The organism is Faecalibacillus intestinalis (assembly GCF_003024685.1).
GTDB lineage: Bacteria > Bacillota_I > Bacilli_A > Erysipelotrichales > Coprobacillaceae > Faecalibacillus > Faecalibacillus intestinalis.
Genome location: NZ_PYLQ01000019.1, coordinates 22,990 through 49,013 on the forward strand (window position 1 = coordinate 22,990; position 26,024 = coordinate 49,013).

Below are 26,024 nucleotides of genomic sequence, written 5' to 3' on the forward strand. Positions count from 1 at the left end.
GGGGAATATAATGAAGTATTTTAACAATGAACATAAAAAAGCATATCATTTAGCTATAGAAAAAAGTGGAATTAATGATGTTTATCATCAATCGCTATTTTATACATTAACCATTGATAAAGATTGCAGAGAGCATATTAATGATCTTTATGATTTTAATAGAAATAGTATTAAACTGTCAGGACTAGACAAATCATGGCATACTTCAGGATCAATTAATACAACGCTGATGGGTTTCAATTTGTTCAATGGTTATGTAGATGAAAAAAATGCAAAAGTTTCAACACCTTATGAACTGTTTTCATGTGAATACAGTTCTTTTTTTATGGAGTCAATAAAATTAAGATATCCTGAATATTATAAATCTAGAAAAGATAAGAGTTTTGATAACTGTTTATGATAAAGAATATTAAGACAAAAGAAACAATTAAGGATATTAAGACTCTTGATAAGAAAAAGATGCTAGATTCTTTTAATAAAAAGCAAAGTATTAATACAAAAAATAATGTACAGGATAAAAAGGAAAATAAGGAGTCAAATTATGCAATAAATAAAATCAAAGGTACAAGTGAAAAAACACTTGTTAGTGCTAGAATAAAAATAAAGAAATATCGAAACCAAAAAAGAAAAAATGAAAAGCTTATAAAAGAATACAGTACAAAAAAGGGTAATATCAAATTAAAAAACATAAAATTATCAACAGCTAAGAATAAAATTAATTCCAGAACAAGTGGTAATTTATCGAACACAATTAATCAAACTTTGTCGAATCAGACAATAAGTCAATCAAGAATGTTGAACAAATATAGAAAATCATTAAATAAGTTCAATGGAACAACCACGATGAAATATTCAGGTAATAAAATTATAGATTTTATAAAAAAGCTGATAAGTTTTGTAAAAAAGCCAATAGCAATCATGAATCATTTGATTTCTTATGGAACAGGAATGATTATTCTAATAGTGATTGTTTTATTTATTGGAGTATTTTCTGCTTTGTCAGATGATTCTAGTGTAAATACGTCTGTAGAAGGACTTAATTCAGAAGTAATAGCTTATACACCAGTGATTGAAAAATATGCGTTGGAAAGTGGGATTGGTGATTATGTTTCTTTGATACAGGCAGTAATGATGCAAGAAAGCGGAGGAAAGGGAAATGACCCTATGCAATCATCAGAATGTGGATTTAATGAAAAATATCCAAGGGTGCATAATGGAATAACAGATGCTGATTATTCCATTAAGGTAGGAATACAACATTTAGCTAGTTGCTTAAATGATGCAAAAGTAGCTTCAAGTGGAGATACCGAGCATATATCATTAGCCCTTCAAGGGTATAATTATGGAAACGGATATATAAGTTGGGCAAATGAACATTTTGGAGGATATACTAGAGCAAATGCAAAGGTATTTTCTGATGAAATGAAGGCAAAATTAAAAACAAATGTTTATGGTGATCCTGATTATGTTGCACATGTTTTAAGGTATTATCATATTGGAAATAACAATATAGTAGAAGTTGCAAAGTCACAAGTTGGAACAACAAGCGGAAGTAAATATTGGACATGGTATGGATTTAATAAAAAAGTAAATTGGTGTGCCATTTTTGTATCATGGTGTGCAAATGAAAGTGGAATGTTAGATGATAGCTCAGTACCAAAGTTTTCTCTATGTACAGATGGAGAAAATTGGTATAAGAAAAATAACAGATGGAAAGATAAATCTTATGTACCAATGACAGGAAATATCATATTTTTTGATTGGCAACGGGATGGGCATACAGATCATGTAGGTATTGTTGAAAAAGTTGAAAATGGAAAAGTATTCACTATAGAAGGTAATAGCAAAGATGAGGTAAAAGAAAAAAATTATAATTTAAATAGTAAATCTATTTATGGGTATGGAGTTTAAGAAATAATAGCCTGTTATAAATTTATTATTGTCATATTTTATCGTATTATGGCTTTTATTATGATATAATCTTTAAGCACTTATGTGCCTATGGAGGATCTAGCATGTTTAAACATCATACTAGGAGACTAGCATTGATGTGACATTAAGAGAGGATTAAATGGAATATTTAATTATTCTTTATTTAATTCTAGTTATTACCGCTTTTATATTGAAGTAGTTTTAACTGCTTAAGTCTATTGATGCTAGTATCCAAAATAGTGAAAAAGGAAGAATTGCCGTTCTTCCTTTTTCTTTAGTCTATTAATGCTAGTCCTATGACTACGTCTATAGTATATCACATTTTTTACAAAATTAAAGTTGCATTTTATTTTTTATAGATTTATTTCAAAATACGATAAATTATAAATGAACCCACAAATCCTAAAAGAATGCTTGAAATATCAAAATATCCTGTTAATGTAAGTAATTTTACTAATTTGAATATAATTATAATTATGAATGATGATATGATAAAGTTCTTGTTTGAGTTTAATTTAGAGAAAACTCTTGGAAGAAGATATCCTAATGGCATAAATTGAACAAAAGAAATAATACATTGTTTTATTGAAATGCTATGTAGTGGTACTAAATTTGTTGAATGACAAATAGCTTCAAAATACGAAAGTCCACCTATATTGTTAATACCTTGATTTATATATGAAATGAATATCATTAATATGAGATATATTGTTAAAAGATATTTATATGTTGATTTCTTCATTTGTTTTAGCTCCTGTTTTTAAAATTATATATTTAGAGTAGAGTGTTTTTTCATAATTGTCGTATGCTTCACCGTTATATTTCATTACAATATCATTAACTATTTTCAAACCTAATCCATGATTTTCACCCTTGGAAGATTTAAAGTGTGATTTGATGGGATTTTTTATTGAATGATTACAAATTTTAATAATTATGTCATGATTATATACAATATCAACATTTATTGTATTGTTAGATGTATTTTCTAAAGCATTATCTATTAAATTCATTAGAATAATTAAAATGTCAAAGCCCATATTGCTTAGTTGTGATAAGTCCGTTGAATGAATATCAAAGTTGATATTATTATTAGATTCTATGATTGAGTTAAGATAGCTGTCAATATAAGAAATATTGCAGAAGCGATTCATTTTTAATGTAACGTTTGTATTTATTAATTGATCAATATATTGTAAAGAATCTTCTGTATTTTGATATGCGATAAGTTGCTTAAGATTAAGTAAATGGTTTTTATAATCATGTTTTAATTTTTTTAAATCTTCGTTTTCTATTTTAAGACCTTGATAATAAGCTTTATCAAGTTGTTGAGCTTTATACATAGATATATTTATATCTTCTTTTCTTTTAAGAATGTAACAGTAATTAAGAGAAACTACTATAATTATTGATAAAAGAAGAAATCCTAAAATGAGTAAACCCAAATAATAATTTAAGTTATTAATAAAGAAATTATAGGATAAAATAAACATGAATATAAAAAGTATGATATTAATCAGTATTATAAGAACAAGATCATAAATATTGAATTGCACTGAATTATTTAAGAATGATAATTCGTTTAAATAATAGAAAACCATTAAACTCATAAAAATTGCAATGCAGTCAATGTTTGCCGAATAAAAAATTGAAAACTGAGTAGAATTTTCAAGCATAAAAATAAGAAAAACATAGCTTAGTAGATAAAATAATACAATAATTAAAGAATTATAATATGACTGAAAAAAATTTAATTTTCTAATCAGCATAAAACATATAGTAAAATAGATAAGTTTTAAAAGAGAACTTAAAAGAAAATAATCATTAATAAAGCTCATAGAAATAGCATAAATAACAGTTGTTATTAAGCAGTTTTTTATAATAATTATCTTTGATTCATTATGATTGCTGAAAGAAAATAATATTCCTATAAGAATACCAATAACATAATTATATATTTCTAGCATTATAAATACTCCTTTCTAAAATTTTAATTTTTAAATCTTTTTGATTTCTTCTACTTACTTGAAATTCATTGTGGTTTATTTTAACAGTTCCTTTATTATAAATAGGTTCCATATCTAAATTAATAATAATATTACGATTGATTTGATAGAAACGTTCATCTAATTCTTTTGATAAAAGAGATAAGGATTTTTCAGAAAGCTTTATTTTAGAATTGTTATTGAGATAAATAGTGGTATCACGTAAACTATATTCAATATAAGCAATCTGATTAAAATATATATCAAATTCTTTACCATCTTTTATAATTGTTAGATGTTCTTTTTTTATTATTCTACAAATGATATCGTCAATTTCTTCTAAATGGCTTTTTTCAACGAAACCAACAACATTTCTATTAAAACATTTTTTGATCATTTCATCATGACTTGAAATAAAAATGATATCAAGGTGTTTATATGATAAAGATTGGGCGATATCAATACCGCTAATATTCGGCATTTCTATATCCAAAAATAAAAGTTCAAAGGAATCTATATGATTTTTTAAATCGTTATAATTTGTGTATATTGAAATATCAAAATGATATTTAGACAAATAATTTTCTAAACTTTTACAAAATGAAATATTATCATCCAATATTGCAACTCTCATATAATCACCTCACTTTACAATTTAATTATATATGATTTAAATGAATGAAAAAATACCATCCATGAGTATTTAAGACCATTCATTCCTTAAATGTTTATTTTTTAATATTCTATACATAAAATGTAAGTAGCTGGCCAGGTAATATGAAAAAAGGAGAAAAAATTATGAAAAAAATAATAGTAATGCTTTTGAGCTTAATGATTATGACAAGTGTAGGAACTATGAATGTTTCAGCACTAGAAAGTGTAAATAATAATATTTACTATGATGAAAAAGGAAATTATGATAATCCAGAGACGGGAGAATATTTTCATTGGGACAATTCTAATGCAAGATCAACAGCTAAGTCATTTTCATTTAAAATTAGATATTCATTAAAATCAGGAAGTTTTAAATTAAAAGGTACAAATTCAAAAATTAGAATTAGTAATGCTACTTTTGTTTATGCAAGTGGAAGTAAAGCAAGTTGTTGTTCTAAACATAGATTTACGGTTAATTTAAGAAGAGATGGTTTATCTAATAATGAAGCAACTTTCTATGCACCATTTACAAGTGCAAAAACTGTTAGTTTAGGTGGAGGTTTTTCAACATCTTCAAGCTATCTTGTAGAAATTTCAAATAATGATAATTTACCATCTGGAATTTATCTTTCAGGTAGTGGAACGGTTGAAAATTAGTATGAAAAACAAAAAAATAACATGTATCATTATATTGCTATATATAGTGTTATTATTTGCATATCCTTATATTCTAGGAAGAAATGTAAGTGATATAAATGGTTCTTTACCATTCTTTGACAAGATAGTTCAAAATACTAACTTAATTCCATTTAATTTTAATTATGATATTAATTTAGATATTATTGTAAAAAATATTGCTTTGAAATTACTTTTATTTGTACCTTTTGGAATGATAATGAAAAAGGAAGTTACTTTTAAACAAGGAATATGTGCTTTATTATTACTTAGTATATGCAAAGAAATATTGCATTTAGTTACATTTGCAGGTTATTTTGATATAAATGATATTTTATTATATATTGTAGGATATTTAATTGGATGGTATTTAGAAATTGGAAATTCACAAAAAAAGTTATCTCATAACAAGTAGTAAAATAAGATTTTGAGAATTTTTACGTATCTGTATGTCTAACGTGGTATTTTAATTGAGCAGTTTCTTTCGCTCTAATAGTCTAACAGGGTTGTTCAACGAGCACGAAAGTGCTCTTTTTTTAATGATTCATTTAAAGACCAATTTGTTCCTTTTTTATAAAATTTGTCAGTATATGTTATTTTGTTCTTGTAAGAGGAAACAAACCATGAAAAATATAGATGAAATTACAGATATAATAGATGTGTTAAAAAAAGGAATAAAGAACCAATTGGAATCTGCAACAGTTACATTGCAATTGGTACATCAAAGTGATGACTGTCCAGAAAGCATATCGAAGATTTTGTATAATTAAATAGGAGCGTTAGTTTTTTGTAATGAGGAATTAGATAAACTTTTTGAATATTTAGATCTTTTAGATTGTTTAATTGATTGTATTTCCTAAAATAATTGCATTGCAAAGTATTAATACAAAAAATTATTACAAATATATGTTATGTACCAATAAGGACTAGAAATTAGATTTCTAGTCTTTTATACTTTTGTAAAAATCTTACATTTTATTTTATTGTTATGAAAATATTTGTCAAGAATCTAGAGGATGAGGTAAAAGAGATAAATGAGTATATACATTTTATGAATAAAAAATATTCTAAACATAAAACCGTGAAGAGAAAATTAGCAAGTGTAAAGGCTTTTTATTCCTATTTAGAATATGAAGAAATTATTGAATATTCACCATTTAACAAAGTAAGAACAAAAATAAAAGAACCACATGTGTTACCAAAAACAATTCAAAAAGAAAATATAGAGAAAATTATTCAATATTTATTTGATAGAGTATCATCTGCTAAAACAGATTTTCAAACAATAATATCAATTAGAAATATTGCAATTATTGGATTACTTTTTTCAACTGGAATACGTATATCAGAATTATGTAATATAAAGGTAGCAGATATAAATTTTAATGAAAAAACTCTTAAATTTTTTGGAAAAGGATCAAAAGAAAGAATTTTATATATTGGCAATGAAACTGTTGTTGACTTATGTAAGGAATATAAACAATTAAATGAATATGTTGCAGAAAATGATTATTTTTTTTAAATAGATTTGGAAAACAAATTTCTGATCAATCTATGCGAATTTTTCTGAAGAACATTGAATCTGAATTGAAGCTAACAGAACATATTACACCGCACATGTTTAGACATACATTCGCAACAACATTATTGGAAAAAGATGTTGATATTAGGTATATACAAAGTATTCTAGGACATAGTTCGATATCTACAACTCAAATTTATACTCATGTTACATATTTTAAACAGATAGAAATACTAACAGAAAAAAATCCTATAAATGATTATCGTTTGGGTGCTTAAATTATTAGGAGAATCATGTAGAAAAGAAATAATAATGATTACTTAATGATAATATATATAAATAATTCAATTATGTGTAACGCAACAAATTATGTTGATAACGTGAGTGATATTATTTTTGGTACATTTGATATTAACTTATATAATTTTTTTATTGATTTTTAATTAAACTATCAAACACTGCGGATGCAATTTTAAATTGATGATGTTTTAATAAAAAATATTTATTTTTCTATTAAATATAACAGTAACAATACTTATAAGTTAATAAATTGATACATCAGGTCTATATCGTTTATGTTGATACAATGTCGTCAAAAATATTCATATACATCTAAAAATAATATTGTTCGAATACAATTTTCAATTGAAAATTATATAAAAGATAATTTTAAACTATCAAAAGTCATGAAAAAATAATGTCGTTGATGAAATAATATTTAATGAATTGTATTATTATGGTAATAATTAATTGTAGCAGCTACAGCACATCATTTAAGTTCTTTAATTATAAATTTAAGTATAGAGGAGAAAAAAATGAATTCTCAAATTGAACAATTTTTAGAAAAAGCGATTACTACAAAAAATAATTTAGAAGCAAATGAGTATTTAAGAAGTGCAATGAATTTGGTATATAATGAAAAAATAATGACTAATCAAGAAAAAATAATTATATTGAATAAAATAAATTGTATTGCTTTGTCCAGAAGACTACCTACTTAAGAATAAAGCAATTAAATTATTATTTAAATATGACTACTGATTAGTAATAAATGAATTGAATTTATCATTTTTATAAAAAAGAGGTGATGATATGAATATAAAAATAACACCATATCACTTATTTTGTATTATAAAAAAATATGGAGAGAATATTGAATTATTTCATCCTGATTTAAAAAAACAAAATGATTATTATTTTGTTGCAAATAGTATTATTTATCGAGATATAAAATTTATTGCTTTTACAATAAGTGAAGATGATATTTGTAAACCATGTGTTTATAATGAAGATAATTTATGTAAAGTTAGAGACGAATCCTATAAAAATATAAATAAAATTATATTTGATAAACTGGAGTTAGTAGAAAATAACTTTTATGATTTTAATTACATAATTCAATTATTGCAAAGAAAAATAAATTTTAAAATGATTAATGAATGTTACTACTCATGTTCTATAAATGAAAAAAGGAAAATACTAAGGAATATGGAAAATGGTTTGAATAAATTAATGAATAAGCAATAGCATATAATGGTAGAATTTATTTATGATAAATTTAATATCAAATAAAAAATAGTGACCCCATGGATAATAAAGGTCACTATTTTTATGTTATTTTTTATAAATATCATCATGTGCAAGAATTGCATAAATTTTTTCCTTGGTTTCATTTGATAAAGTAGAAAGATCTAGAAATATATGATTTTCTCCATAAAAATAATTTTCATTCACATGATAAAATTCAATAATACTAAAAAATTTATCTAGTGATGGTCTAGAAATATCATTTTCATATTCAGACAGAGAAGATTTACCTATATTTATTGCTTTACTAACTTCACTTAAAGTTAAATTTCTATCTAATCTTATTTTTTCAATTTTTCTCCAAAGCTCATAATATCACCTAATAGAATTTTATTATCAAAGTGTTCGGTGATTACGAACCTCAAATACTTTATAAGAAAATAAGATACGTTTAAAGTTAAAAAAAAGAAATAATTTCAAAGAGAAAATAAAATGTAATTGTAAACGGAGGGAAGAATAGAAATGAAGAAAATTTTAAAAACATTAGTATTTGCAATTGCTGTTATTGGATCGATGACACCATCACAATATGGGTTATACAATCCAAAATGTCCTGTTAAACTAAAATTAAAAAAAGATGTTTAAAAAAGAAAAATTTAATAAAAAATGTGATAAAATGATATAAAGATAATATATTATTTTATAAATGGAATCTTTAATTTATTGGTTCTTTTGAGAGATTTCAGAAATTATTATATTTTGTTTTCTCTTATATATTCCTGTTCAAAGGTAAGTAAGAACTTCAAATTGAGTTAAAGGTTCCTTTTTCTTTTAATGAGGGAGGAAATCATTGTGAAAATATTGATTATTGATGATGATAAAAAATTTACTAATACACTAAAAGATGATATTAAGAATTTTTTTCAAAAAACTAACGATAAAGCCATAATCACGGTTATAAATGATGAATTCGATCAAGTTGATTTGTTTGATAATTATCATATAGTTTTTTTAGATATTGATTTAATAACTAATAATGGTTTGATAATTGCTAAACAATTACGAGAATTGGATAACAATGTAATGATTGTGTTTATATCATCTAGAAGTAACCTTGTTTTCAAAACATTTGTTGTAAAACCATTTTATTTTTTAAGAAAGGCAAATTATAAGAAGGATTTGATTTATTTTTTTGAGATGTTAGATAATTATTTTAAGAAAAATACATTAATATCCTTAGATTCTAGAGCAACACGTGTTCATATACCCGTAGACTCGATTATTTATATTGAATCGAGGGAGCATCAATTAACTATCCATTCAAAAAAGGATGTTTATTATGATAGTTCTAGTTTAACAGCTTTTTTGATAAAGTTATCAAGTTTAAATTTTATACAAATACATAAATCATATATTATTAATTTAGATTATTTAAAGGGAATAAATAAAAATGAAATTTTGTTATTTGATAACACAAGGATACCAATTGGCAGAAAATATAGAGATTTATTTTATGAAAGGTATCAAGAATATTTAATAAAATGACATATTTTACACTTTTTATAAATTTTATTGAAGTCTTTTTATTTTCTGGATTTATTGCATATACTTTTAATTTAAATAAAAAAATAAGGTATACTGCAATTATTGGTATGATAAATTACGCTATTACTAATATTAGTAGCTATTATTCGTATGATGGTGTTTTTTTAACGATAGCCGTTCTTTTGGTTACTATATTTGGCTTAATAATTGAAACAAAAACTTTAAATTTTAAAATTTTATTTATACCCATTATTTATAATATAATTATAATTTTATGTACCAGTATTTCCGTAGAAATTGTTACTTATATATTCTCTATAGATATATCAGAGATATTCTTAAATAGTACAATATATTATATAGCATGTATTTTATCTAAAATATTACAATTAATTTTATCGCTATTTATTTATATTGTTTTAGATAAATACGTTATAACATTGAAATTAAAAGAATGGTGGATTATTATTGCTACAGAATTTTCGATGATTATAACCATTGGATTATGTCTTTATTCATTAAATTTTGGGAAAATTAATCAAATGATTATAAAATCCTTATTATTTCTATGTGTTTTTTCAAATATTCTATTTTATTTAGTTATTCTTGTTTGTAATAAGAATTATAATGAAAAAATACAAAATGCAAAAAAATTACAAGAATATGCTTTTAAAAAGCAAAAATATAAGACTATTGAACATATAAAAAAAGAAACAGATATTTTAAATCATAGAATGTTTTATATATTATGGCAAATAGAATGGTTGTTAGAGAAAAAGGATTTATCTAAAATCAAAGAAACTATAGAAAAATATAAATCGTTATTGAATAAAAACCAATATGTAATAAATTCAGGAAATGATATTTTTGATTGCTTAGTTTCTTTAAAATTATCTAAATGTTTTGATAATAATACTGATTTGAAATTATCTATCGCGATAGAAAAAAATGAATTTTATGATAATTTAGAATTTATTGACTGTTTGAATACCTTAATTGATGCAATTATATTGAATAATGAAGATACAGATTTAAGTATGTTAGAAATTAATTCTTTTTTGGTAATCAATATTTGTATAAAAGGAAATAAGGATAAAAATATTAAATTAAATACGGCTGTAGATAGTTTATCAAAAAAATATAACACAAAAACTAACATCTATTTTGATGATAATAGCTATAATATTAGATTATCTATTTCTATTACAAATCGAGGTGAATTTTAAATGGAAAAATTATTACCAAAGAGTATAGAAGAAAGAAAATTATTGTTTAATTATGGACTTTTTATATTATTTTATAATTTATTTACATTTATTATAATTTTATTAATAGGAAAATTATTAAATGAAGAACAATTTATAATTTTATTAATGACTTTGTATATACCGGTAAGAATAATTATAGGAGGCTATCATTGTAAAAAAGTGTCGACTTGTTTGTTGTTATTTAGTTTAATCATTACAATTACAATTATTTTTTATAAACTGAATTTTAAAAATATTCTATTTTATTGGAATATACCAATATTTATATTAACTTTATATAGTATATTAAATAATAAAAGAAATAAAATCAAAAATATAGCATTAATGATTTTCGTGGCTGAAATTATTCTTAGCTTTTTAAATAACATAATAGGTGCAGCTTCTTTTTATTCTGTAATGCTTATTTCTATATTTTATATTGCTAATTTAATAGTAAAGAATAATAATTAATATTAAACAGTAGGGTAATTTTTACCCTATTTTTTTATATTTTAAAGCTTACTTATAAAATATTTGAAGCAGATACTCAAAGGTTAGATAGAGGAAAAAAAATAAAACATAATCAATAATCATAGTAGTTTTAGAAATTAAAATTTTTATATGAAATAATTATTTTTACTATGATGGTGTATTGAAATTATTAATATTTATTTAGAGTACCAACATATTTAAGTGGATTTTAATAGTATTATTCACATTCTTGATTATTCCACTCTAGTTGATCATTCATTCTGATTAGGTTGACCAACGACTATATTTCAACAAATTCCCATGAGATTGATCAACTATTCCGATAAGCTTGACCATATAAAAAATCCCAACTTTTTTTATTCAGTCAGAATTTATTTTTTATCTGCTTCTCATTGATTTATCGTCCATGATTTTAATCGTTTGTGATTTTGAAACAACTCTATCTAATATAGCGTCAGCTAATGCATCGTTGCTTTGTTTTTCCATATACTGATTAAAATAATTACAGAATTGAGAATATTGAAGTGGTATTTTTCCAATAGCCTTTACTTCTTTTGAATATTCTTCCCATAATAACATTCTATTTACACCAGTTTTTTGTAATTCAAGATACATCATTTCACAATCAGGTTTGGGTTGAAGATTATCATTATCATCATTTGATTTAGGAAATAGCTTATTGGCAAATTCTTCGTTTGACATTGTACTAGCATCATTCCAAGTTAGATTTAAAGATTTAGCAGTATTTTCAACCTTTCTAATCGTATTTCTTGATGTCTTTAATAATTTTGAAATTTCATTTCTAGATATTCCCAGTGACAAATACCTAAAAATCTCTTTATATTTTTCTTCTTTTGTTTAAAAATAAAAAATTCCTATCCTGCAAAATATATTGTAGATACGATGCTTATCTACAACATAATTTTAAAGCAAAAAGGAGCTTGTATTATATAGTTGGTCAACCTAATCGGAATTGATGATCAAGATAAATCGGAATTATTGGTTAGCTAAGCCAAAATAATCACATTCTTACATTTAACATAATAATGTATAGAAAATCAAAATAATCATTTATTTAATTTTATTATTAAACTTGAGTAAATTATTGATTTTAATGTGTGGTGTCTATGTGGTTTGAATTACTTAACTATCTGTTTTTTTATTAAATATTATGAAATTGATTATAACTATTATTCTAGATAAATTTGAATAACTAACTAAATATATTTAAAACTTTTGTATGAATTGCGTGAAATAATAAGTCTTTTTAATTAATGTAAATTACTGGTGATTTACAACGACTACTTTATAAAAAAATAATAAATATAAAACGTTTAAGAAAAAAAGATGCATTTTAAGTAATGTGATATTTATTGCTAATTTATTATGTTATAAGTTTATTAACAGCTGTAAGAATATAATTTAAGGAGGATAAAAAAATGAAAAAAGATAAGATCTATTGTTTTATAGATAGAATTAAATTCATTTTTAAACTCATAAAAGATTTAAAATTATCATTGTTGATTGTATGTTTATTTTTATGTGTTATCAATGTTATTTTGCCATACATTACTATGATTAACACACAAGAAATAATTAATAGAATTCAGATAGGGTTATCAATAAGACTTATTTTAAAAAGGTTAATAATTTTTTTGATTTTAGGTATCTTATATATAATTTCCTCAAATTTATATAATTTTCTTATATTAAAGTATAAAGAATATTTATATCTTGAATTAAATAAGAAATTTCTTGATAATTCTTTAAAATTTAATTTAAAAGATTTTGAAAATCCAGAAGTTTACAATATTATTCAAAGAGCCGAACAGGAAATAGGAATAAGACCTTATAATATAATTATTTCATTATTATCGATAATTTCACAAAGTGTCAATTTAATATCTGCATTTTTGATATTAACTAAATGGCATTTAACATTAATCATTGGTTTTATATTGTTAGCTAGTTTTGCATCAAAATATTTCATTTCAATCAGTAAGAATGAATATGATATTTTAATGAATAGGACAAACTATGAGAGAAAGTCATGGTATATTTCTCATTTATTAATAAAAGATGAATATATAAAAGAAGTAAGATTATTTGGATTATCTAAATATTTAATACAGCAATTTATAGAATTAAGAAGTCGTTTTTTTAAAGAAAATGTAGATGTATTAAAAAGGCAATATATATTTTCTGAAATATACCAGTTAATGAATTATGTCATTTCATTTTTTATTATTTTTTTAGCAATATATGAGTCAACTCAAGGAATTATTCTAGTTGGGACAGCTATGACTTATATTAATACTTCTTCAAAGATTGAGAATGCTATACAGAATATAGTTAGTAATATTTTTGGAATATATAAGGATTCTTTATATATAGATAATATTAAAAAATATTTTAATTATGAATCAAATAAATTTTATGGTAATAAAACTTTAAAAAATATAACAACTATAGAGTTTGTTAATGTTTCCTTTAAGTATCCAAATAGGGAAGTGTACGCTATAAGAAATACAAGTTTTAAAATAAAAAAAGGAGAAATCCTTGCAATTGTAGGGGAAAATGGTTCTGGGAAAACAACTATCATAAAATTATTAAATGGATTGTATGATGAATATGAAGGAAATATATTAATAAATGGAATTGAAATAAGAGAAATTGATAAAAAAAGTCTAAGAAATTGTTTAGCAACATTGTTTCAAGACTATAACAAATATCAATTTACAATAAAAGAAAATATAGGATTTGGATCAATTGATAACTTGGATGATATTGAAAAAATAAAATACAGTGCAAAAAAGGGCGGAGCAGATCAATTTATAAATTGTTTACCTAATAATTATACTCAGCAAGTTGGATACTGGTTTGAAGGTGGAACCCAATTATCGGGTGGTCAATGGCAAAAACTAGGGCTATCACGTTTGTTTATGAAAAATGCTGACTGTTTAATTCTAGATGAACCTACAGCTTCATTGGACCCTTTTTCAGAATTAGAAATATTTAAACAACTATATCAAAATAGTAATGAAAAAATAAACATTATTATTACACATAGATTTATTAATACTGTATTTGCAAATAAAATAATAGTTTTAAAGAATGGAGAGATAATTGAGAAAGGAAAACATGATGAATTATTAAAGCAAGACGGATTTTATAAGGATATGTTTGATATACAAAGTAGAGGAATAACATTGAATTAATTTTGTAAGAAAGTAGATAAAAGTGGTATTTAAATAAAAATGTATAAAGAAGAGAGGAAAAAATATATGGAAAATGTATTAGTTATTGGAGCTCATCCTGATGATATAGAATTAGGATGCATTGGCACAGTGTTAAAGCTAAAAAGTGCAGGTAAGAAAATCATTTATCTTGTTATGACGAATGGAGGAAATTGGGAAAAAAAAACTTACATAGATAGGTTATGTGAAACAAAAAATGCAGTAAATAGTGTGAATTTTGATGAAGTAATTATAGGAAATATTAAAGATGGTCATTTGCTTCATAATCCCAAAACTATTGATTATTTGTCAAATATTATAAAAAAGTATGAAATAGATACGGTGCTATGTCAATATTTTAAGGATTCTCATCAAGATCATGTAAATGTAGGGTTATCTGCAATATCTATATCTTCGATTTGTGAAAATCTATTGTTTTATGAATCCTTAACTAGTACTGAATTTATACCTAATTTATTCATCGATATTAGTGATTTTGAGGAACAAAAGAAAAGTTTATTAAGAAAGTATACATCACAAATAGAAAAATATAAAAAGAGAAATCAAAATTTATTATCATACATAGAAGCAAAGGACAAATTGAATGGAATTAAATCATGTTCCAACTATTCAGAAGGGTTAATGATTTATAAGATGAAAGGATGATTAAAATGAAACCTAAAGTAGTAGCATTTACAGTTAAACATATCAGTCATATTTTTCCAATAATACCACTTTTAAAATCTATTGATAAGTGGGCAGATTTGATATGCTATATTGATAAGAAAAATATAAATATCTTTATTGATAATAATTTAAATTTTAGGGTATATCCTGTAGATTTAGGCGATACTGATTATTTTGAAGAATCGCAACAAGAATTAGAAAAATTTGCAATAGAGTTAGCTAATGAGAATTATGAAAAAGCACATTATCATTCGTTGAAACAAGATTTAATAGCATCACATACTATTAACAAAGAGTATTTTGATTTATTACTGAAAGATATTAAACAGGAAAAAGTTGATTTAATTATCAGAGATACTGTAGATGTATATGGAGCAGAAATTGCAAGAATACTAAATGTTAAAACAGTTGGATATATAACTAATAATCTTTATAATGAGGAATACTTTTCTGCTCATGAAGAGGAGTTACATATTTATTTTGCTACATTGCCTATCGAAAATAAGCTATGTAATGATTATTATCATAATTTTTTTAAAAAAATTAGAGGTATGAATAAGGAAGTTGAAAAAAAATTAAATGCAGTACACGTAGATTGTTATCATAATTATTTATTAGAAGATGATTTTAATTTGATCTTTAGTACGAATTATTTACAACCCAAAGAGGCAATACCTAGTGATAATATTAATAATTATAAAATTATTTATCCAAATTTTCATAAATTTGTGATTGAAGACAATGTGCCAGAAAGATTAAAAGAATTTATTTCTAAAAGTAAATATATTATTTACGTTTCTACAGGGTCTTTTCATTCGGAAGATAAAAAATTTTATAAAGCAATAATTAATTATTTTGCTAATTCAAAATTTAATTTGGTAATTTCTTGTTTGAAGTGGAATTCTGAAATTAAAGACTATATTAGAAGTGAAAATTTAGATTCACAGGTTTATGTTGATAATTTTATCCCACAAAAATATGTGTTATCGCATGCAAATTTATTTCTTACATCAGGAGGATTTAATAGTGTATTGGAATCTATTTATTATGAGGTACCAATGATTGTTAGGCCTGTTTCATGTGAGCAAAGAATGAATGGAATTGTTATAGAAAAAAATAATCTTGGAATAACACTATATAAAAAAAATAAAAGATCCTTACGTGATGAAGTATATTTTTTATTGAATAATAAAGAAATAGAAAATAGTTTAAAAATGAATTCAAAAGATTTAAAAAATCATTTTGATAATAATTATGAGACAATAAATAAGAGAATAAGGAGATTGATTAATGGTTAAAGTATTTATATTTAATGGCAGCTTGAATAGAAATTCTACAACTGACTATTTAATAAAAAATTTTTTAAATAAGTTAAAACAAAATAGTGACATTGAATTAAGTACATATTACTTGAAAAATAAAGAGATTAGTAATTGCATAGGTTGTAGTAGATGTTTTCAAAATAAAGAATGTGTATTGGACGATAAGGATTGTTTTGATAAGGTTAGAGCAGAAATGTTGGATTCAGATATTATTATAATAGGAACACCGATATATGCAAACAATGTTACTGGATACTGTAAAACATTTATAGATAGAATATCGTCATGGTGTCATATTTTTAAATTAATAGGTAAAAGAGGAGTCATTATTACTACAACAAGTAATTCTGGATTGGATGAAGTAAATAATTATTTATATAAAGTGATGTCATACTTGGGATTGGCGGATATTGAAGTAATATCTCACCAATTAAATAAAGATAATATTAATAGAACGCTTGATGAAATAGATTATATTTCCTCTAAGCTAATAAATAATATTAAAAATAATGAAAAATTAAAATTTTCTAAACTTAGTGAGGAATCTTTTGAAAGATTGAAAGAATTTTATCTTTCGGAAAATGCAAATATTAATGAAAAAAAATATTGGGAAGAAACGGGAATGATTACATGTGAATCGTTAGATAAAATTATTTATGAAAGGAGGTGAAGAAAATGTCAAATTTAGATGAATTTGATTTGAATCCGGTTGTTAATGTAGAAGATAATAACTCTATTGAACCACATTCAGTTATGTCTGTTTTACCGACTATTTCAATAACAATTAATCCACCAACTTCTACATATACGACAAATCCAGGATACACAGAATCAAAATGTTAATAATAAAATGAAAGGAGTGTAAGAAAAATGCCAAATTTAGATGAATTTGATTTAGATCCAGTTGTAAGTACAGCAGAAAATGGAAATGATGGAATCAGTCCACAAAGTTACAGTGTTACAACAAAACCTTGTCTTGTAACAGATGTTATTTCGGTATTATCACAAGTATCAACAAGTCTTTCTACAAATCCAGGATACACAGAATCAAAATGTTAATAATAAAATGAAAGGAGTGTAAGAAAAATGCCAAATTTAGATGAATTTGATTTAGATCCAATTGTAAGTACAGCAGAAAATGGAAATGATGGAATCAGTCCACAAAGTTACAGTGTTACAACAAAACCTTGTCTTGTAACAGATGTTATTTCGGTATTATCACAAGTATCAACAAGTCTTTCTACAAATCCAGGATACACAGAATCAAAATGTTAATAATAAAATGAAAGGAGTGTAAGAAAAATGCCAAATTTAGATGAATTTGATTTAGATCCAGTTGTAAGTACAGCAGAAAATGGAAATGATGGAATCAGTCCACAAAGTTACAGTGTTACAACAAAACCTTGTCTTGTAACAGATGTTATTTCGGTATTATCACAAGTATCAACAAGTCTTTCTACAAATCCGGGATACACAGAATCAAAATGTTAACAGTATTATTAAATATAAACTAATAGTAGAAATGTGATGATATAATTATGAACTTTAAATCGCAACTTTAAAGTATATTCAAAATTAATTAATACCATCACATTCTACTATCTACTATGTTATGTAAATTACATATAATAATTTAAAGGTATTTAACATAAATGTCAATAATTAATATAAAATAATAGATATATTTAAATGGGGTGATTATGTGGAAAAAAATAAAATTTTATGTCTAGATAATTTCTATGTAAGATATGCAAACTTATCATTTGATAAATTTGAAAAGGTAGCAAATCAAAATAACTATACGTTATTTAATGAATTTTATAATAATACATTTAAACAAGATATATTATTAACATCTTCATCATTGTATGCAACTCTTTCTAAAGGTTGCAAAGATGATAATATATGCTCTCTTTTAAAATATATAATACGTTCATCTACACGTTGTACACCATATAGTTCGTTAAGTGGAGTAGGATTGGGAAGATTTACAAACAAAAACAATTATAACATAGATATTCCTAAATTATATTTTAGGGTAGATAATGAATGGTTGCTACCAATTTTACCTAAATTAGAACAAGAAATACGTAATGACATTTACGTTGTTAAAAATAAAGATATAGAAGAAAATGATAAAAAAATTGTTAACCACTGGGTTACACATTATTATTTAGAAACAAACAAGAATACGAATGAAGTAATTATTAATAATACAAGTGTTGTAAAAAAGGTATTAGAATTAACACAATCATATATAAAAAAAGAAGATTTAATAAATAATCTATTAGAAATATATGGCTCAGAAAGATTAAGTGATATAAGTAAATTGCTTGATCAACTACAAAAATATGAGATTTTGGTAAGCAATTTACGTTTTTGCCCACTTATAAATGATCCATTGAAAGAAATAATTAAAACAGGAGAAAAATTTAATTATCATTCTCCATTACTAGAAAAACTAGGAAAATTCTATTATGATTTATGCAATCTAAATATAGATTTTTCAATTCCAAAATATGAAAGATTGATAAATGAAATGAAAGATGTATATAATTGTAAAAATATAATTAGAGTTGATAGTTATTATGAATCTGTTTTAGATATTAATATTGAAGAAAAAAAGAAATTAGAGGATTATGCAAATTTTATAAATAGTTTTTCTAATGATGAAGATAAGTACATTAATCATTGTAAATCTTTTATTGATAAGTTTGGGAATGTAAGGGTTCCTGTAAAATATGCATTTGATAAATATAAAGGAATAGGATTACCAACTAAAATATTTCGAAATGAAGAAATTTCTGATAACGGAAAAAGGCTTATACATTATCTTAATGAAAATATAAAAAGTGGTAGTGTTATAGATCTATCAAATTTTATGGTTGAGGATAAAAATAAAGAGAAATATAGAACTAACATGGAATTGGCGTTCTATCCAATTTTAAACGGAACAGAATTAAATTATATTACTAGTCCATTTTGTGCTTCAAATAATTTATTTGAATCATTTGGTAGATTTAATTATATATTCAGAGAAAATAATTCTAAATTTTTTAATAAAGAGGATATTGATTATGTAGAGATAACATATATTCCTAAAAATAGTAGAGTGCAAAACGTGATAAATTGTACAACAGATTGTAATTACTATTTAGAATATACAACCAATACTAATATTCTTGGGAAAACTAGATTAACCCTTGATGATATTAGTGTTAGTTCTAACGGAAATGAATTTTTTTATTATAACAATATAACAGGAAAACAAATTGCTTTTAACGCAAATAATAAAGCACTACGAGATTTTATGCCACCAATTTTAAATTTTATTCTTGATTCTTCTCAAAGAAAAATAAAAAATAATTTGTATTTTTTTAATTTGATTAATAGATGGTTAGAAGGATTTGATATTCTACCAGAAATTCGATATAAGAACGTAGTAGTTAGTCCACAAAAATGGAAATTGGATAACAATAAGATAAATCTTACAAAAAAACAAAGTTATGAGATTTTTTGTACAAAATTGGACGAAAAAATAAAAACAGATCAGTTGCCTAGTAAGGTGTTTTTTGAATATATGGATAACAGACTTTTGTTAGATTTAAATAATGATTTACATAAAAAAATATTATTTCAACAAATTAAATCTAGTCCAAAAGGAATATTAGTAAAAAACTATTTTACTGATAATGACTTGATTGTTATAAATGATAGCGGAGAAAAACATGTTTCGGAGCTTATTTTTCAATTTGCTGGAGATAATACTAATTATACAATTCATGAGACGTTGTCCTTTAGTAAAGAAAGTAATCGTACCTTATTTCCTTTTAACGAATGGACTTATTTTAATATTTATGTAAAGGATTATTTTCAAGATGAATTTTTAACAAACTATCTTATGCCATTTTTATTACATGAAAAAACTTATTCATTTATAAGAGAATATTTCTATATAAGATATATAGATGAACTTCCACATATTAGATTAAGAGTAAAATCTTCGTATATTAATAAATTTATGGTACATTTTAACGAATTTATTTTAAAGTGTAAAGATATGGGATATGTAGAGAAATATTCTATTAATGTATATGAAAGAGAGACAGAAAGATATGGTTATGGAAATATTGAAAGATTTGAAAAAATGTTTTGCGAAAATACATATTTTTCATTGGAATTGTTATATTTATTAACAAAAAAAAGAATTGATTACACCAAAGAAAGTCTATATATTATGACAGTGCTTTATATATTGTTTAATTTACATCAAGATGTTTCACAAGTTTTAAGTATGTATAAGACTATAAATTTTAATAAAAGGGAATATCAAAAAAAATACAAATTTATCGAAAACATTATGTACCCGGATGAAAATTTTATTAAATTAAGAAAAAGCTCTTTAGGTACAAAACTATATAGTATATTAGAGAATAGCAATAATCAAGTGTTGGAATATTTCAATTGTGAAAACTATGATAATGACCAGTTGATAAGTTATTTTCATATGTTTTTTAATCGCTTATTAGGAATTGATAGACGAAAAGAAAATGAATTAAACTGTTATGTTGAAAGGATATTTTATGGAATTACAAGTAGACAAAAATATTCTAAAACCAAATAGTTTTATTGATGAGTATAATAAAGAGCTATTAAAAAGAATATATAATAATAATTTTGATCTTTATTATGCAAAAGATATTATTATATATCTATTAATCCTATATAAAGATACAGGAAGTAATTTCTATAAAACATTGATTTTGAAAATTAATGATGAATATATGAAGAATTACAAGCATTATACGTTTAATAATTCTTTTTGGTATGGGCATAGTAGTTATTTGTATATTTTAAATAAAATGCATGAATATGGAATAATTAAAGATGGAAATTTTAATAGTTATAAAAATATACTTTTAGAAAATATTAGAGATATTGTTAATGGAAATTATATTCAAAATCATCGATGGTATGACCTATTTAATGGTTTGAATGGTAATTTGACTTTTTTATTACAATATGATGATATCCAAATTAAAAAGGAAGTCTGCATAGTAGTTGACTACATTGTATCTGAATTAAATAAATTATCATTAAATCAAGATAATATATTTGTGATTTATGAAGAAAATTACATTGATAAAAAAATGAAAGAAATATTTAATGAAAATTATATTGATTTAGGTGTGGCACATGGTTTAATTAATGTTCTTCAAATATTATATAAAATTTACAGAAAATATAATTATAGTCAAGCCAAGAATGGCATGAATATACTAATCGATTTTTACTATAATTTAATGTTAAGGTTTGATGGGAAAATTGATAGTTTAGAGAGAATATCTAGTGATAAAAATATTACGTATGCTGGAGATAAAAATATTTATAGATGGGGAAATGGAGTTCAAACAACGATAATATATTTAACATATTATTGTAAGCTGATTGGAAACAAAAAATATAATTTTTTTGAAAAAATGATAGATATTGAAAATTTAAAAAAAGACATATCTAATTTGAATGAAACTAAAGCATTTATTAATGGAGTAAGTGGTTATATTTTTAATTATTGCTTAATTTTAGATACTGTTAATAAAAATGATGAAGAAAACAAATTGAAAATTTATAAAATTTTAAATCAATTACTTGAGAACTTTGAATTTACTGATAACTTTTCTCTTATGGAAGGAAATTTATCCCCTGTAATATGTATGGCATTTTTTAGTAATGAGATTATTTTTGAAATGTTGGGTTTTTAAAGTGATTTCATGAAAAAATAGTGTTGTTTATGAATATATATATTATTAACTTTTGATTATGAATATAATTTATTTGAAAAGGAGGAATTAATTATGAAATTTGTTATTGGAAAGAAAAAAGAAGCTCATTGGGAGATAGATGAACATTTGATTCGAGTGTATTCTAAACCGCAGATTGTTTTTGGAAAATTAAAATTAGAACATCAAATTTATTTAGACAATATAGAAAGTATTGAAATCTACTTTACAAGTCTACCTATGGGTGGAGCTGCAAATAGAGTTGGTGTATTTTCTTATGCACACCAAGTAATGTTCAATATTAAAATAAAAAATGAAAAAAATGCGATATTTAATATATTAACAGGTACAAATAGGGATGAATTAATTCAAGCGATAAATTATCTAAAAAATAAAAATATTACTTTTATAGATCAATATAATTTAATTGCTTTAATAAATGATAAAAATAAAAAAATTTGGGATGGGGTTGAACAAATTATTAAAGAAAATAATTTACCATATGTAAATCATAAAGTATAGTGTTCACAAAAAATATTGATTTATATCGAAATAGTTGTAAAAAAATAAAAAATTAATACTAAATGTATAATTTATAGTTTACAAAGTTAATGGTAAAGATAGTCTGATTCATTTCAGGAAGACTATCTTTTTTTTTTACTCTTTTAAATTGAGAAAATACGGGTTTAAAAATTAGGCTTACTTTCTCTCTTCTTTCCTCCGTTAGTCGAAGGAGGAAAAGAAAAATGAATACAATAATTGTAAATTTAAAATTATTATACCCAGAACATTATAAGGAGGACATATTTATTGAAGTTGCAACAGAAATATTTGAAATTATTGATAGTTATGAACATATGGAATCAGCGTATGATAGAAAATTAAGATATCATAAAGTATACTATTCCCTAGAAAGAAGTCCGTATGTTGAAATACATAGAGAGGATTTTAATAGAAAAGATACAGCATATTTAGATAATATAGTTCATGATGATCTTTTAAAATTAATTATAGAAGGGATTAGCAACTTGACCTTAGTACAACGTAAAAGAATATATAAAAGATATGTAGAGGGAAAATCATTACAAGTAATAGCAAAAGAGGAAAATTGTACAAAACAATCAGTATTCAAGTCAATATCTAAAGCATTAGATAAACTAAGAATAATATTAGAAAAAAATGGATATGATGTAACAGATTAAAATCTATAGAGTAATTGTGATTATTAATAATACAATCATGATTACTCTTTTTTTATATGTTAATTATAGAAAATAAAAAAGTTATTTTTTTGAGGTGACAAATGTTGCTTTTTTCTCCTTATAGATGAAAAGAAAATTTCTTTGAAATATAAGGAGACTTTTTTAGAGTACATTGAAAGCAGAATAGTAATATCAGTAACGTTACTTATATTTAAGCCCAATCATGAATACGCCATGACCAATATGTATTGAGAGCGAATAATATTTGATGGTAATCATAGGTGCTGCTATGAGGCGATGATAATATAAGAATATAATGATACGCATAGTGTTCGCATGAGTAATTAAATTTGCCGCACGCAAAACACTATTGAAGGTTAGAATCCTTTGAGAACATATAACGCCTTGAAGATTATGTGGGACTCGTGGAATTGCATAGCAAAGCAATCTACTGATATTACAATTAACTAAAAGCAACTTTACTGTTGCTTTTAGTCATACATAAAAAAGAAGGTGATGAAGTTGATAGAAAACATAGTAAGAGGAGAAATCTATATGGCTGATTTGGATCCATGTATAGGCAGTGAACAAGGTGGTATCAGACCTGTTGTGATTATTCAAAATAATACTGGCAATAGATTTAGTACAACTACTATTGTTGCACCGATTACAACAAAATTAGGCAAAGCATATTTACCAACACATTTGGTTATAAGTAAAAGAACAGGAATTTATAAAAAATCTATGATATTACTTGAACAAATAAGAATCATTGATAAAAGTCGGCTGTTAGAAAAACTAAGTATTTTAGAGGATCAGGAAATCGATTTAATGGATAGGTCTTTACGAATAAGTATTGGTTTAAATTAATGTACGATTAATAAATTTGCACATTTGTATGTGAATAAACATCTTAATAAACTAAAGGAGAAGTCAGAAAATGAATATAGTAAATGATTGGGAAAAACAAATTCTAACAGCTCAGGATATTGCAAGAATTTTTAAATGTGGCAAGAATCTAGCTTATAAAATTATTGAAAGTGATGACATGAATGCTGTTAGGATTGGTTCGACAATACGAGTATCTATGAAATCTTTTAATGAATGGATTGATAATAAAGGTTTTCTTTTAAATAACGAAGAAACATTTGATAATCAAGTTTATACATTAGAAGAAATAAAAGATATCTTAAAAATTGGAAGAAATTCTTCTTATAATTTGTTAAATGAAAATTACTTTAAAATCATTAAACTAGGAAAAATTGTAAGAATATCTAAAAAATCATTTGATAACTGGCTTAATAAATAAATTAGGAGGAACAAATGTGAAAATAACAAAAAGAAAGTACATTACTACGATTACTTATGACAAAATATGTAATGGAGTAAAAAAATCGTGTATAGAAAGCTTTTTTGATAAGAAATATGTCGATATTAGAGTAGATGAAATCAATAATTGTGAATATGATAAAGAATATAGGATAGATCAAAATACATTATTTTTAGATTTTATTGATATTTATTTAAAAAAGGTTTCTTTAAAGAAAGATGCCTATAAAAAGTATGAATTTTATGTGAGTTTGACACGAAGATATATTATGGATTATTTTGAAGATATTTATATAAAGGATGTAACACAATCATTTATTGAAAATTTAAGTACACAGGTAAATAACCAAGTTTCAAAGTTTGGTAATAAGGAAAAAGTAATCTCAAAAACATTAAAAAATGATATAAAGTTTTTCATAAATAAATTATTTAAATATGCTACAGATATGAATTTATATGATGTTAATCCTATGCAATATTATAAAGTACAAAATGATTCTAATCGTTATTTAGTTGAATGGGATTTTGATACTTTAAATACTATTTTTGAATTATGTAAAGGAACAAGATTACATATGTTCTTGCATTGTTTTTTTGGAACTGACTTGAAAATGAATGAAATTTTGGCTTTAAAATGGAATGACCTTTATATTGGTCATAAAAACATCAAAAAAAATAATTGTTATGCTGTAGTGAATAAAAAATTAAAAAGAAAGAAGATATCCTACATTAATGAACATAGAGAAAATATTATTAAGCAATTTGATCCGAAAATAAATGATGAGGGTAGTACTAGGCTTGTCATTTATAAAATTGAAAATAGTAAGAAAATCCATATTCCTATTAATGTAGCCAAAATGCTAATAAAATGGAAAAAAGTAGAAGGTAG

General features: G+C 23.7%; 33 protein-coding genes. 28 read left to right on the forward strand and 5 right to left on the reverse strand.

The features are described 5' to 3' along the window. The first annotated feature begins 10 nt into the window (after positions 1-10). Positions 11-400, forward strand: a complete 390-nt coding sequence (locus tag C7U54_RS11340; protein WP_107030357.1) for a DUF6075 family protein — start codon at positions 11-13, stop codon at positions 398-400. After that, positions 397-1,911 carry a lysozyme family protein gene (locus C7U54_RS11350; protein WP_155522456.1) on the forward strand — a complete coding sequence of 505 codons (1,515 nt, stop codon included), beginning with the start codon at positions 397-399 and terminating at the stop codon, positions 1,909-1,911. Before C7U54_RS11340 ends, C7U54_RS11350 begins: the two co-directional genes overlap by 4 nt. A gap of 382 nt (positions 1,912-2,293) precedes the next feature. On the opposite strand, the gene C7U54_RS15610 is transcribed toward C7U54_RS11350, so the two are convergent. The 3 genes from C7U54_RS15610 to C7U54_RS11365 form a co-directional block, all read right to left on the reverse strand. Next, complete coding sequence (locus C7U54_RS15610; RefSeq protein ID WP_107030360.1) at positions 2,294-2,674, reverse strand: VanZ family protein; 381 nt, start codon at positions 2,672-2,674, stop codon at positions 2,294-2,296. After that, on the reverse strand, positions 2,655-3,275 hold the full coding sequence (locus tag C7U54_RS14730) for a GHKL domain-containing protein (RefSeq protein ID WP_162297516.1): 621 nt from the start codon (positions 3,273-3,275) through the stop codon (positions 2,655-2,657). Before C7U54_RS14730 ends, C7U54_RS15610 begins: the two co-directional genes overlap by 20 nt. A 607-nt stretch (positions 3,276-3,882) precedes the next feature. Beyond that, the gene (locus tag C7U54_RS11365) at positions 3,883-4,551 is read right to left on the reverse strand and encodes a LytR/AlgR family response regulator transcription factor (protein ID WP_107030362.1); all 669 of its coding nucleotides are present in this window, start codon (positions 4,549-4,551) and stop codon (positions 3,883-3,885) included. 164 nt (positions 4,552-4,715) lie between these two features. On the opposite strand from C7U54_RS11365, the gene C7U54_RS11370 reads away from it, so the two are divergent. The 7 genes from C7U54_RS11370 to C7U54_RS11395 all read left to right on the forward strand — a co-directional run bounded on the left by C7U54_RS11370 (position 4,716) and on the right by C7U54_RS11395 (position 8,295). Beyond that, positions 4,716-5,228, forward strand: coding sequence for a hypothetical protein (locus C7U54_RS11370; protein ID WP_107030363.1), 513 nt, complete (start codon positions 4,716-4,718; stop codon positions 5,226-5,228). 1 nt (position 5,229) lies between these two features. Further along, positions 5,230-5,661: a VanZ family protein gene (locus C7U54_RS11375; RefSeq protein WP_158570600.1), complete on the forward strand. Its 432-nt coding sequence runs from the start codon at positions 5,230-5,232 to the stop codon at positions 5,659-5,661. A gap of 208 nt (positions 5,662-5,869) precedes the next feature. After that, positions 5,870-6,016: a hypothetical protein gene (locus tag C7U54_RS14625; protein WP_155522457.1), complete on the forward strand. Its 147-nt coding sequence runs from the start codon at positions 5,870-5,872 to the stop codon at positions 6,014-6,016. 281 nt (positions 6,017-6,297) lie between these two features. Further along, positions 6,298-6,768 (forward strand): tyrosine-type recombinase/integrase, encoded by a 471-nt coding sequence (locus C7U54_RS11380; RefSeq protein WP_158546518.1) that lies wholly within the window; start codon positions 6,298-6,300, stop codon positions 6,766-6,768. A gap of 32 nt (positions 6,769-6,800) precedes the next feature. Further along, entirely contained in the window at positions 6,801-7,046 is a 246-nt protein-coding gene (locus C7U54_RS15615; RefSeq protein WP_107030366.1) for a tyrosine-type recombinase/integrase, read from the forward strand. A gap of 537 nt (positions 7,047-7,583) precedes the next feature. Continuing rightward, positions 7,584-7,769 carry a hypothetical protein gene (locus C7U54_RS11390; RefSeq protein WP_107030367.1) on the forward strand — a complete coding sequence of 62 codons (186 nt, stop codon included), beginning with the start codon at positions 7,584-7,586 and terminating at the stop codon, positions 7,767-7,769. 91 nt (positions 7,770-7,860) lie between these two features. Then, entirely contained in the window at positions 7,861-8,295 is a 435-nt protein-coding gene (locus C7U54_RS11395; RefSeq protein WP_107030368.1) for a DUF1284 domain-containing protein, read from the forward strand. 87 nt (positions 8,296-8,382) lie between these two features. Here the strand turns inward: C7U54_RS11395 and C7U54_RS15620 are convergent, their stop codons facing one another. Beyond that, positions 8,383-8,649, reverse strand: a complete 267-nt coding sequence (locus C7U54_RS15620) for a helix-turn-helix domain-containing protein (RefSeq protein WP_107030369.1) — start codon at positions 8,647-8,649, stop codon at positions 8,383-8,385. 168 nt (positions 8,650-8,817) lie between these two features. Here C7U54_RS15620 and C7U54_RS15420 point away from each other — a divergent pair, with 168 nt between their 5' ends. From C7U54_RS15420 to C7U54_RS11415, 4 genes are all read left to right on the forward strand, one after another. After that, positions 8,818-8,940, forward strand: a complete 123-nt coding sequence (locus tag C7U54_RS15420; RefSeq protein ID WP_256179890.1) for a hypothetical protein — start codon at positions 8,818-8,820, stop codon at positions 8,938-8,940. A gap of 207 nt (positions 8,941-9,147) precedes the next feature. Further along, positions 9,148-9,840, forward strand: a complete 693-nt coding sequence (locus tag C7U54_RS11405) for a LytR/AlgR family response regulator transcription factor (protein WP_158546520.1) — start codon at positions 9,148-9,150, stop codon at positions 9,838-9,840. Continuing rightward, positions 9,837-11,066, forward strand: coding sequence for a hypothetical protein (locus C7U54_RS11410; RefSeq protein WP_107030371.1), 1,230 nt, complete (start codon positions 9,837-9,839; stop codon positions 11,064-11,066). Before C7U54_RS11405 ends, C7U54_RS11410 begins: the two co-directional genes overlap by 4 nt. Beyond that, positions 11,067-11,558 (forward strand): accessory gene regulator B family protein, encoded by a 492-nt coding sequence (locus C7U54_RS11415; RefSeq protein ID WP_107030372.1) that lies wholly within the window; start codon positions 11,067-11,069, stop codon positions 11,556-11,558. Between the two features lie 399 nt (positions 11,559-11,957). Here C7U54_RS11415 and C7U54_RS11420 read toward each other — a convergent pair whose 3' ends face one another. Beyond that, a complete protein-coding gene (locus C7U54_RS11420; RefSeq protein ID WP_158546521.1) occupies positions 11,958-12,401 on the reverse strand; it encodes a DUF632 domain-containing protein in 444 nt (147 codons plus the stop codon). Between the two features lie 617 nt (positions 12,402-13,018). Between C7U54_RS11420 and C7U54_RS11425 the strand changes: the two genes are divergently transcribed. The 15 genes from C7U54_RS11425 to C7U54_RS11490 all read left to right on the forward strand — a co-directional run. Continuing rightward, positions 13,019-14,797: an ABC transporter ATP-binding protein gene (locus C7U54_RS11425; RefSeq protein WP_107030374.1), complete on the forward strand. Its 1,779-nt coding sequence runs from the start codon at positions 13,019-13,021 to the stop codon at positions 14,795-14,797. A 66-nt stretch (positions 14,798-14,863) separates the two neighbouring features. Then, positions 14,864-15,481, forward strand: coding sequence for a PIG-L deacetylase family protein (locus tag C7U54_RS11430; protein WP_158546522.1), 618 nt, complete (start codon positions 14,864-14,866; stop codon positions 15,479-15,481). A 5-nt stretch (positions 15,482-15,486) separates the two neighbouring features. Further along, complete coding sequence (locus C7U54_RS11435; protein WP_158546523.1) at positions 15,487-16,800, forward strand: glycosyltransferase; 1,314 nt, start codon at positions 15,487-15,489, stop codon at positions 16,798-16,800. Continuing rightward, the gene (locus tag C7U54_RS11440; protein ID WP_107030377.1) at positions 16,793-17,494 is read left to right on the forward strand and encodes a flavodoxin family protein; all 702 of its coding nucleotides are present in this window, start codon (positions 16,793-16,795) and stop codon (positions 17,492-17,494) included. Before C7U54_RS11435 ends, C7U54_RS11440 begins: the two co-directional genes overlap by 8 nt. A gap of 5 nt (positions 17,495-17,499) precedes the next feature. Then, positions 17,500-17,667, forward strand: a complete 168-nt coding sequence (locus C7U54_RS14630; protein ID WP_155522458.1) for a hypothetical protein — start codon at positions 17,500-17,502, stop codon at positions 17,665-17,667. Between the two features lie 27 nt (positions 17,668-17,694). Continuing rightward, complete coding sequence (locus C7U54_RS11445) at positions 17,695-17,883, forward strand: hypothetical protein (protein WP_107030378.1); 189 nt, start codon at positions 17,695-17,697, stop codon at positions 17,881-17,883. A gap of 27 nt (positions 17,884-17,910) precedes the next feature. Beyond that, complete coding sequence (locus C7U54_RS11450) at positions 17,911-18,099, forward strand: hypothetical protein (protein ID WP_107030379.1); 189 nt, start codon at positions 17,911-17,913, stop codon at positions 18,097-18,099. Positions 18,100-18,126: 27 nt separating this feature from the next. Next, the gene (locus tag C7U54_RS11455; RefSeq protein WP_107030378.1) at positions 18,127-18,315 is read left to right on the forward strand and encodes a hypothetical protein; all 189 of its coding nucleotides are present in this window, start codon (positions 18,127-18,129) and stop codon (positions 18,313-18,315) included. 211 nt (positions 18,316-18,526) lie between these two features. After that, positions 18,527-21,448, forward strand: a complete 2,922-nt coding sequence (locus C7U54_RS11460) for a lantibiotic dehydratase (protein WP_107030380.1) — start codon at positions 18,527-18,529, stop codon at positions 21,446-21,448. After that, complete coding sequence (locus C7U54_RS11465) at positions 21,408-22,586, forward strand: glycoside hydrolase family protein (protein ID WP_158546524.1); 1,179 nt, start codon at positions 21,408-21,410, stop codon at positions 22,584-22,586. The genes C7U54_RS11460 and C7U54_RS11465 overlap by 41 nt, the downstream gene beginning before the upstream one ends. Positions 22,587-22,679: 93 nt before the next feature. Then, positions 22,680-23,126: a hypothetical protein gene (locus tag C7U54_RS11470; protein WP_107030382.1), complete on the forward strand. Its 447-nt coding sequence runs from the start codon at positions 22,680-22,682 to the stop codon at positions 23,124-23,126. 224 nt (positions 23,127-23,350) lie between these two features. Continuing rightward, complete coding sequence (locus C7U54_RS11475) at positions 23,351-23,806, forward strand: RNA polymerase sigma factor (RefSeq protein ID WP_107030383.1); 456 nt, start codon at positions 23,351-23,353, stop codon at positions 23,804-23,806. A 555-nt stretch (positions 23,807-24,361) separates the two neighbouring features. Beyond that, positions 24,362-24,676: a type II toxin-antitoxin system PemK/MazF family toxin gene (locus tag C7U54_RS11480; protein ID WP_118516409.1), complete on the forward strand. Its 315-nt coding sequence runs from the start codon at positions 24,362-24,364 to the stop codon at positions 24,674-24,676. A gap of 70 nt (positions 24,677-24,746) precedes the next feature. Continuing rightward, positions 24,747-25,115, forward strand: coding sequence for a helix-turn-helix domain-containing protein (locus C7U54_RS11485; RefSeq protein WP_107030385.1), 369 nt, complete (start codon positions 24,747-24,749; stop codon positions 25,113-25,115). Positions 25,116-25,131: 16 nt separating this feature from the next. Further along, the coding region (locus tag C7U54_RS11490; protein ID WP_146137634.1) for a hypothetical protein at positions 25,132-26,024 on the forward strand (893 nt) is incomplete at its 3' end.

What these genes read in the sequence shown, in the direction of transcription:
- C7U54_RS11340 (WP_107030357.1), top strand. Translation starts at nt 11, where the DNA reads ATGAAGTATTTTAACAATGAACATAAAAAAGCATATCATTTAGCTATA.
- C7U54_RS11350 (WP_155522456.1), top strand. Translation starts at nt 397, where the DNA reads ATGATAAAGAATATTAAGACAAAAGAAACAATTAAGGATATTAAGACT.
- C7U54_RS15610 (WP_107030360.1), bottom strand. Translation starts at nt 2,674, where the DNA reads ATGAAGAAATCAACATATAAATATCTTTTAACAATATATCTCATATTA.
- C7U54_RS14730 (WP_162297516.1), bottom strand. Translation starts at nt 3,275, where the DNA reads ATGTATAAAGCTCAACAACTTGATAAAGCTTATTATCAAGGTCTTAAA.
- C7U54_RS11365 (WP_107030362.1), bottom strand. Translation starts at nt 4,551, where the DNA reads ATGAGAGTTGCAATATTGGATGATAATATTTCATTTTGTAAAAGTTTA.
- C7U54_RS11370 (WP_107030363.1), top strand. Translation starts at nt 4,716, where the DNA reads ATGAAAAAAATAATAGTAATGCTTTTGAGCTTAATGATTATGACAAGT.
- C7U54_RS11375 (WP_158570600.1), top strand. Translation starts at nt 5,230, where the DNA reads ATGAAAAACAAAAAAATAACATGTATCATTATATTGCTATATATAGTG.
- C7U54_RS14625 (WP_155522457.1), top strand. Translation starts at nt 5,870, where the DNA reads ATGAAAAATATAGATGAAATTACAGATATAATAGATGTGTTAAAAAAA.
- C7U54_RS11380 (WP_158546518.1), top strand. Translation starts at nt 6,298, where the DNA reads ATGAATAAAAAATATTCTAAACATAAAACCGTGAAGAGAAAATTAGCA.
- C7U54_RS15615 (WP_107030366.1), top strand. Translation starts at nt 6,801, where the DNA reads ATGCGAATTTTTCTGAAGAACATTGAATCTGAATTGAAGCTAACAGAA.
- C7U54_RS11390 (WP_107030367.1), top strand. Translation starts at nt 7,584, where the DNA reads ATGAATTCTCAAATTGAACAATTTTTAGAAAAAGCGATTACTACAAAA.
- C7U54_RS11395 (WP_107030368.1), top strand. Translation starts at nt 7,861, where the DNA reads ATGAATATAAAAATAACACCATATCACTTATTTTGTATTATAAAAAAA.
- C7U54_RS15420 (WP_256179890.1), top strand. Translation starts at nt 8,818, where the DNA reads ATGAAGAAAATTTTAAAAACATTAGTATTTGCAATTGCTGTTATTGGA.
- C7U54_RS11410 (WP_107030371.1), top strand. Translation starts at nt 9,837, where the DNA reads ATGACATATTTTACACTTTTTATAAATTTTATTGAAGTCTTTTTATTT.
- C7U54_RS11415 (WP_107030372.1), top strand. Translation starts at nt 11,067, where the DNA reads ATGGAAAAATTATTACCAAAGAGTATAGAAGAAAGAAAATTATTGTTT.
- C7U54_RS11425 (WP_107030374.1), top strand. Translation starts at nt 13,019, where the DNA reads ATGAAAAAAGATAAGATCTATTGTTTTATAGATAGAATTAAATTCATT.
- C7U54_RS11430 (WP_158546522.1), top strand. Translation starts at nt 14,864, where the DNA reads ATGGAAAATGTATTAGTTATTGGAGCTCATCCTGATGATATAGAATTA.
- C7U54_RS11435 (WP_158546523.1), top strand. Translation starts at nt 15,487, where the DNA reads ATGAAACCTAAAGTAGTAGCATTTACAGTTAAACATATCAGTCATATT.
- C7U54_RS11440 (WP_107030377.1), top strand. Translation starts at nt 16,793, where the DNA reads ATGGTTAAAGTATTTATATTTAATGGCAGCTTGAATAGAAATTCTACA.
- C7U54_RS14630 (WP_155522458.1), top strand. Translation starts at nt 17,500, where the DNA reads ATGTCAAATTTAGATGAATTTGATTTGAATCCGGTTGTTAATGTAGAA.
- C7U54_RS11445 (WP_107030378.1), top strand. Translation starts at nt 17,695, where the DNA reads ATGCCAAATTTAGATGAATTTGATTTAGATCCAGTTGTAAGTACAGCA.
- C7U54_RS11450 (WP_107030379.1), top strand. Translation starts at nt 17,911, where the DNA reads ATGCCAAATTTAGATGAATTTGATTTAGATCCAATTGTAAGTACAGCA.
- C7U54_RS11455 (WP_107030378.1), top strand. Translation starts at nt 18,127, where the DNA reads ATGCCAAATTTAGATGAATTTGATTTAGATCCAGTTGTAAGTACAGCA.
- C7U54_RS11465 (WP_158546524.1), top strand. Translation starts at nt 21,408, where the DNA reads ATGGAATTACAAGTAGACAAAAATATTCTAAAACCAAATAGTTTTATT.
- C7U54_RS11470 (WP_107030382.1), top strand. Translation starts at nt 22,680, where the DNA reads ATGAAATTTGTTATTGGAAAGAAAAAAGAAGCTCATTGGGAGATAGAT.
- C7U54_RS11475 (WP_107030383.1), top strand. Translation starts at nt 23,351, where the DNA reads ATGAATACAATAATTGTAAATTTAAAATTATTATACCCAGAACATTAT.
- C7U54_RS11480 (WP_118516409.1), top strand. Translation starts at nt 24,362, where the DNA reads ATGGCTGATTTGGATCCATGTATAGGCAGTGAACAAGGTGGTATCAGA.
- C7U54_RS11485 (WP_107030385.1), top strand. Translation starts at nt 24,747, where the DNA reads ATGAATATAGTAAATGATTGGGAAAAACAAATTCTAACAGCTCAGGAT.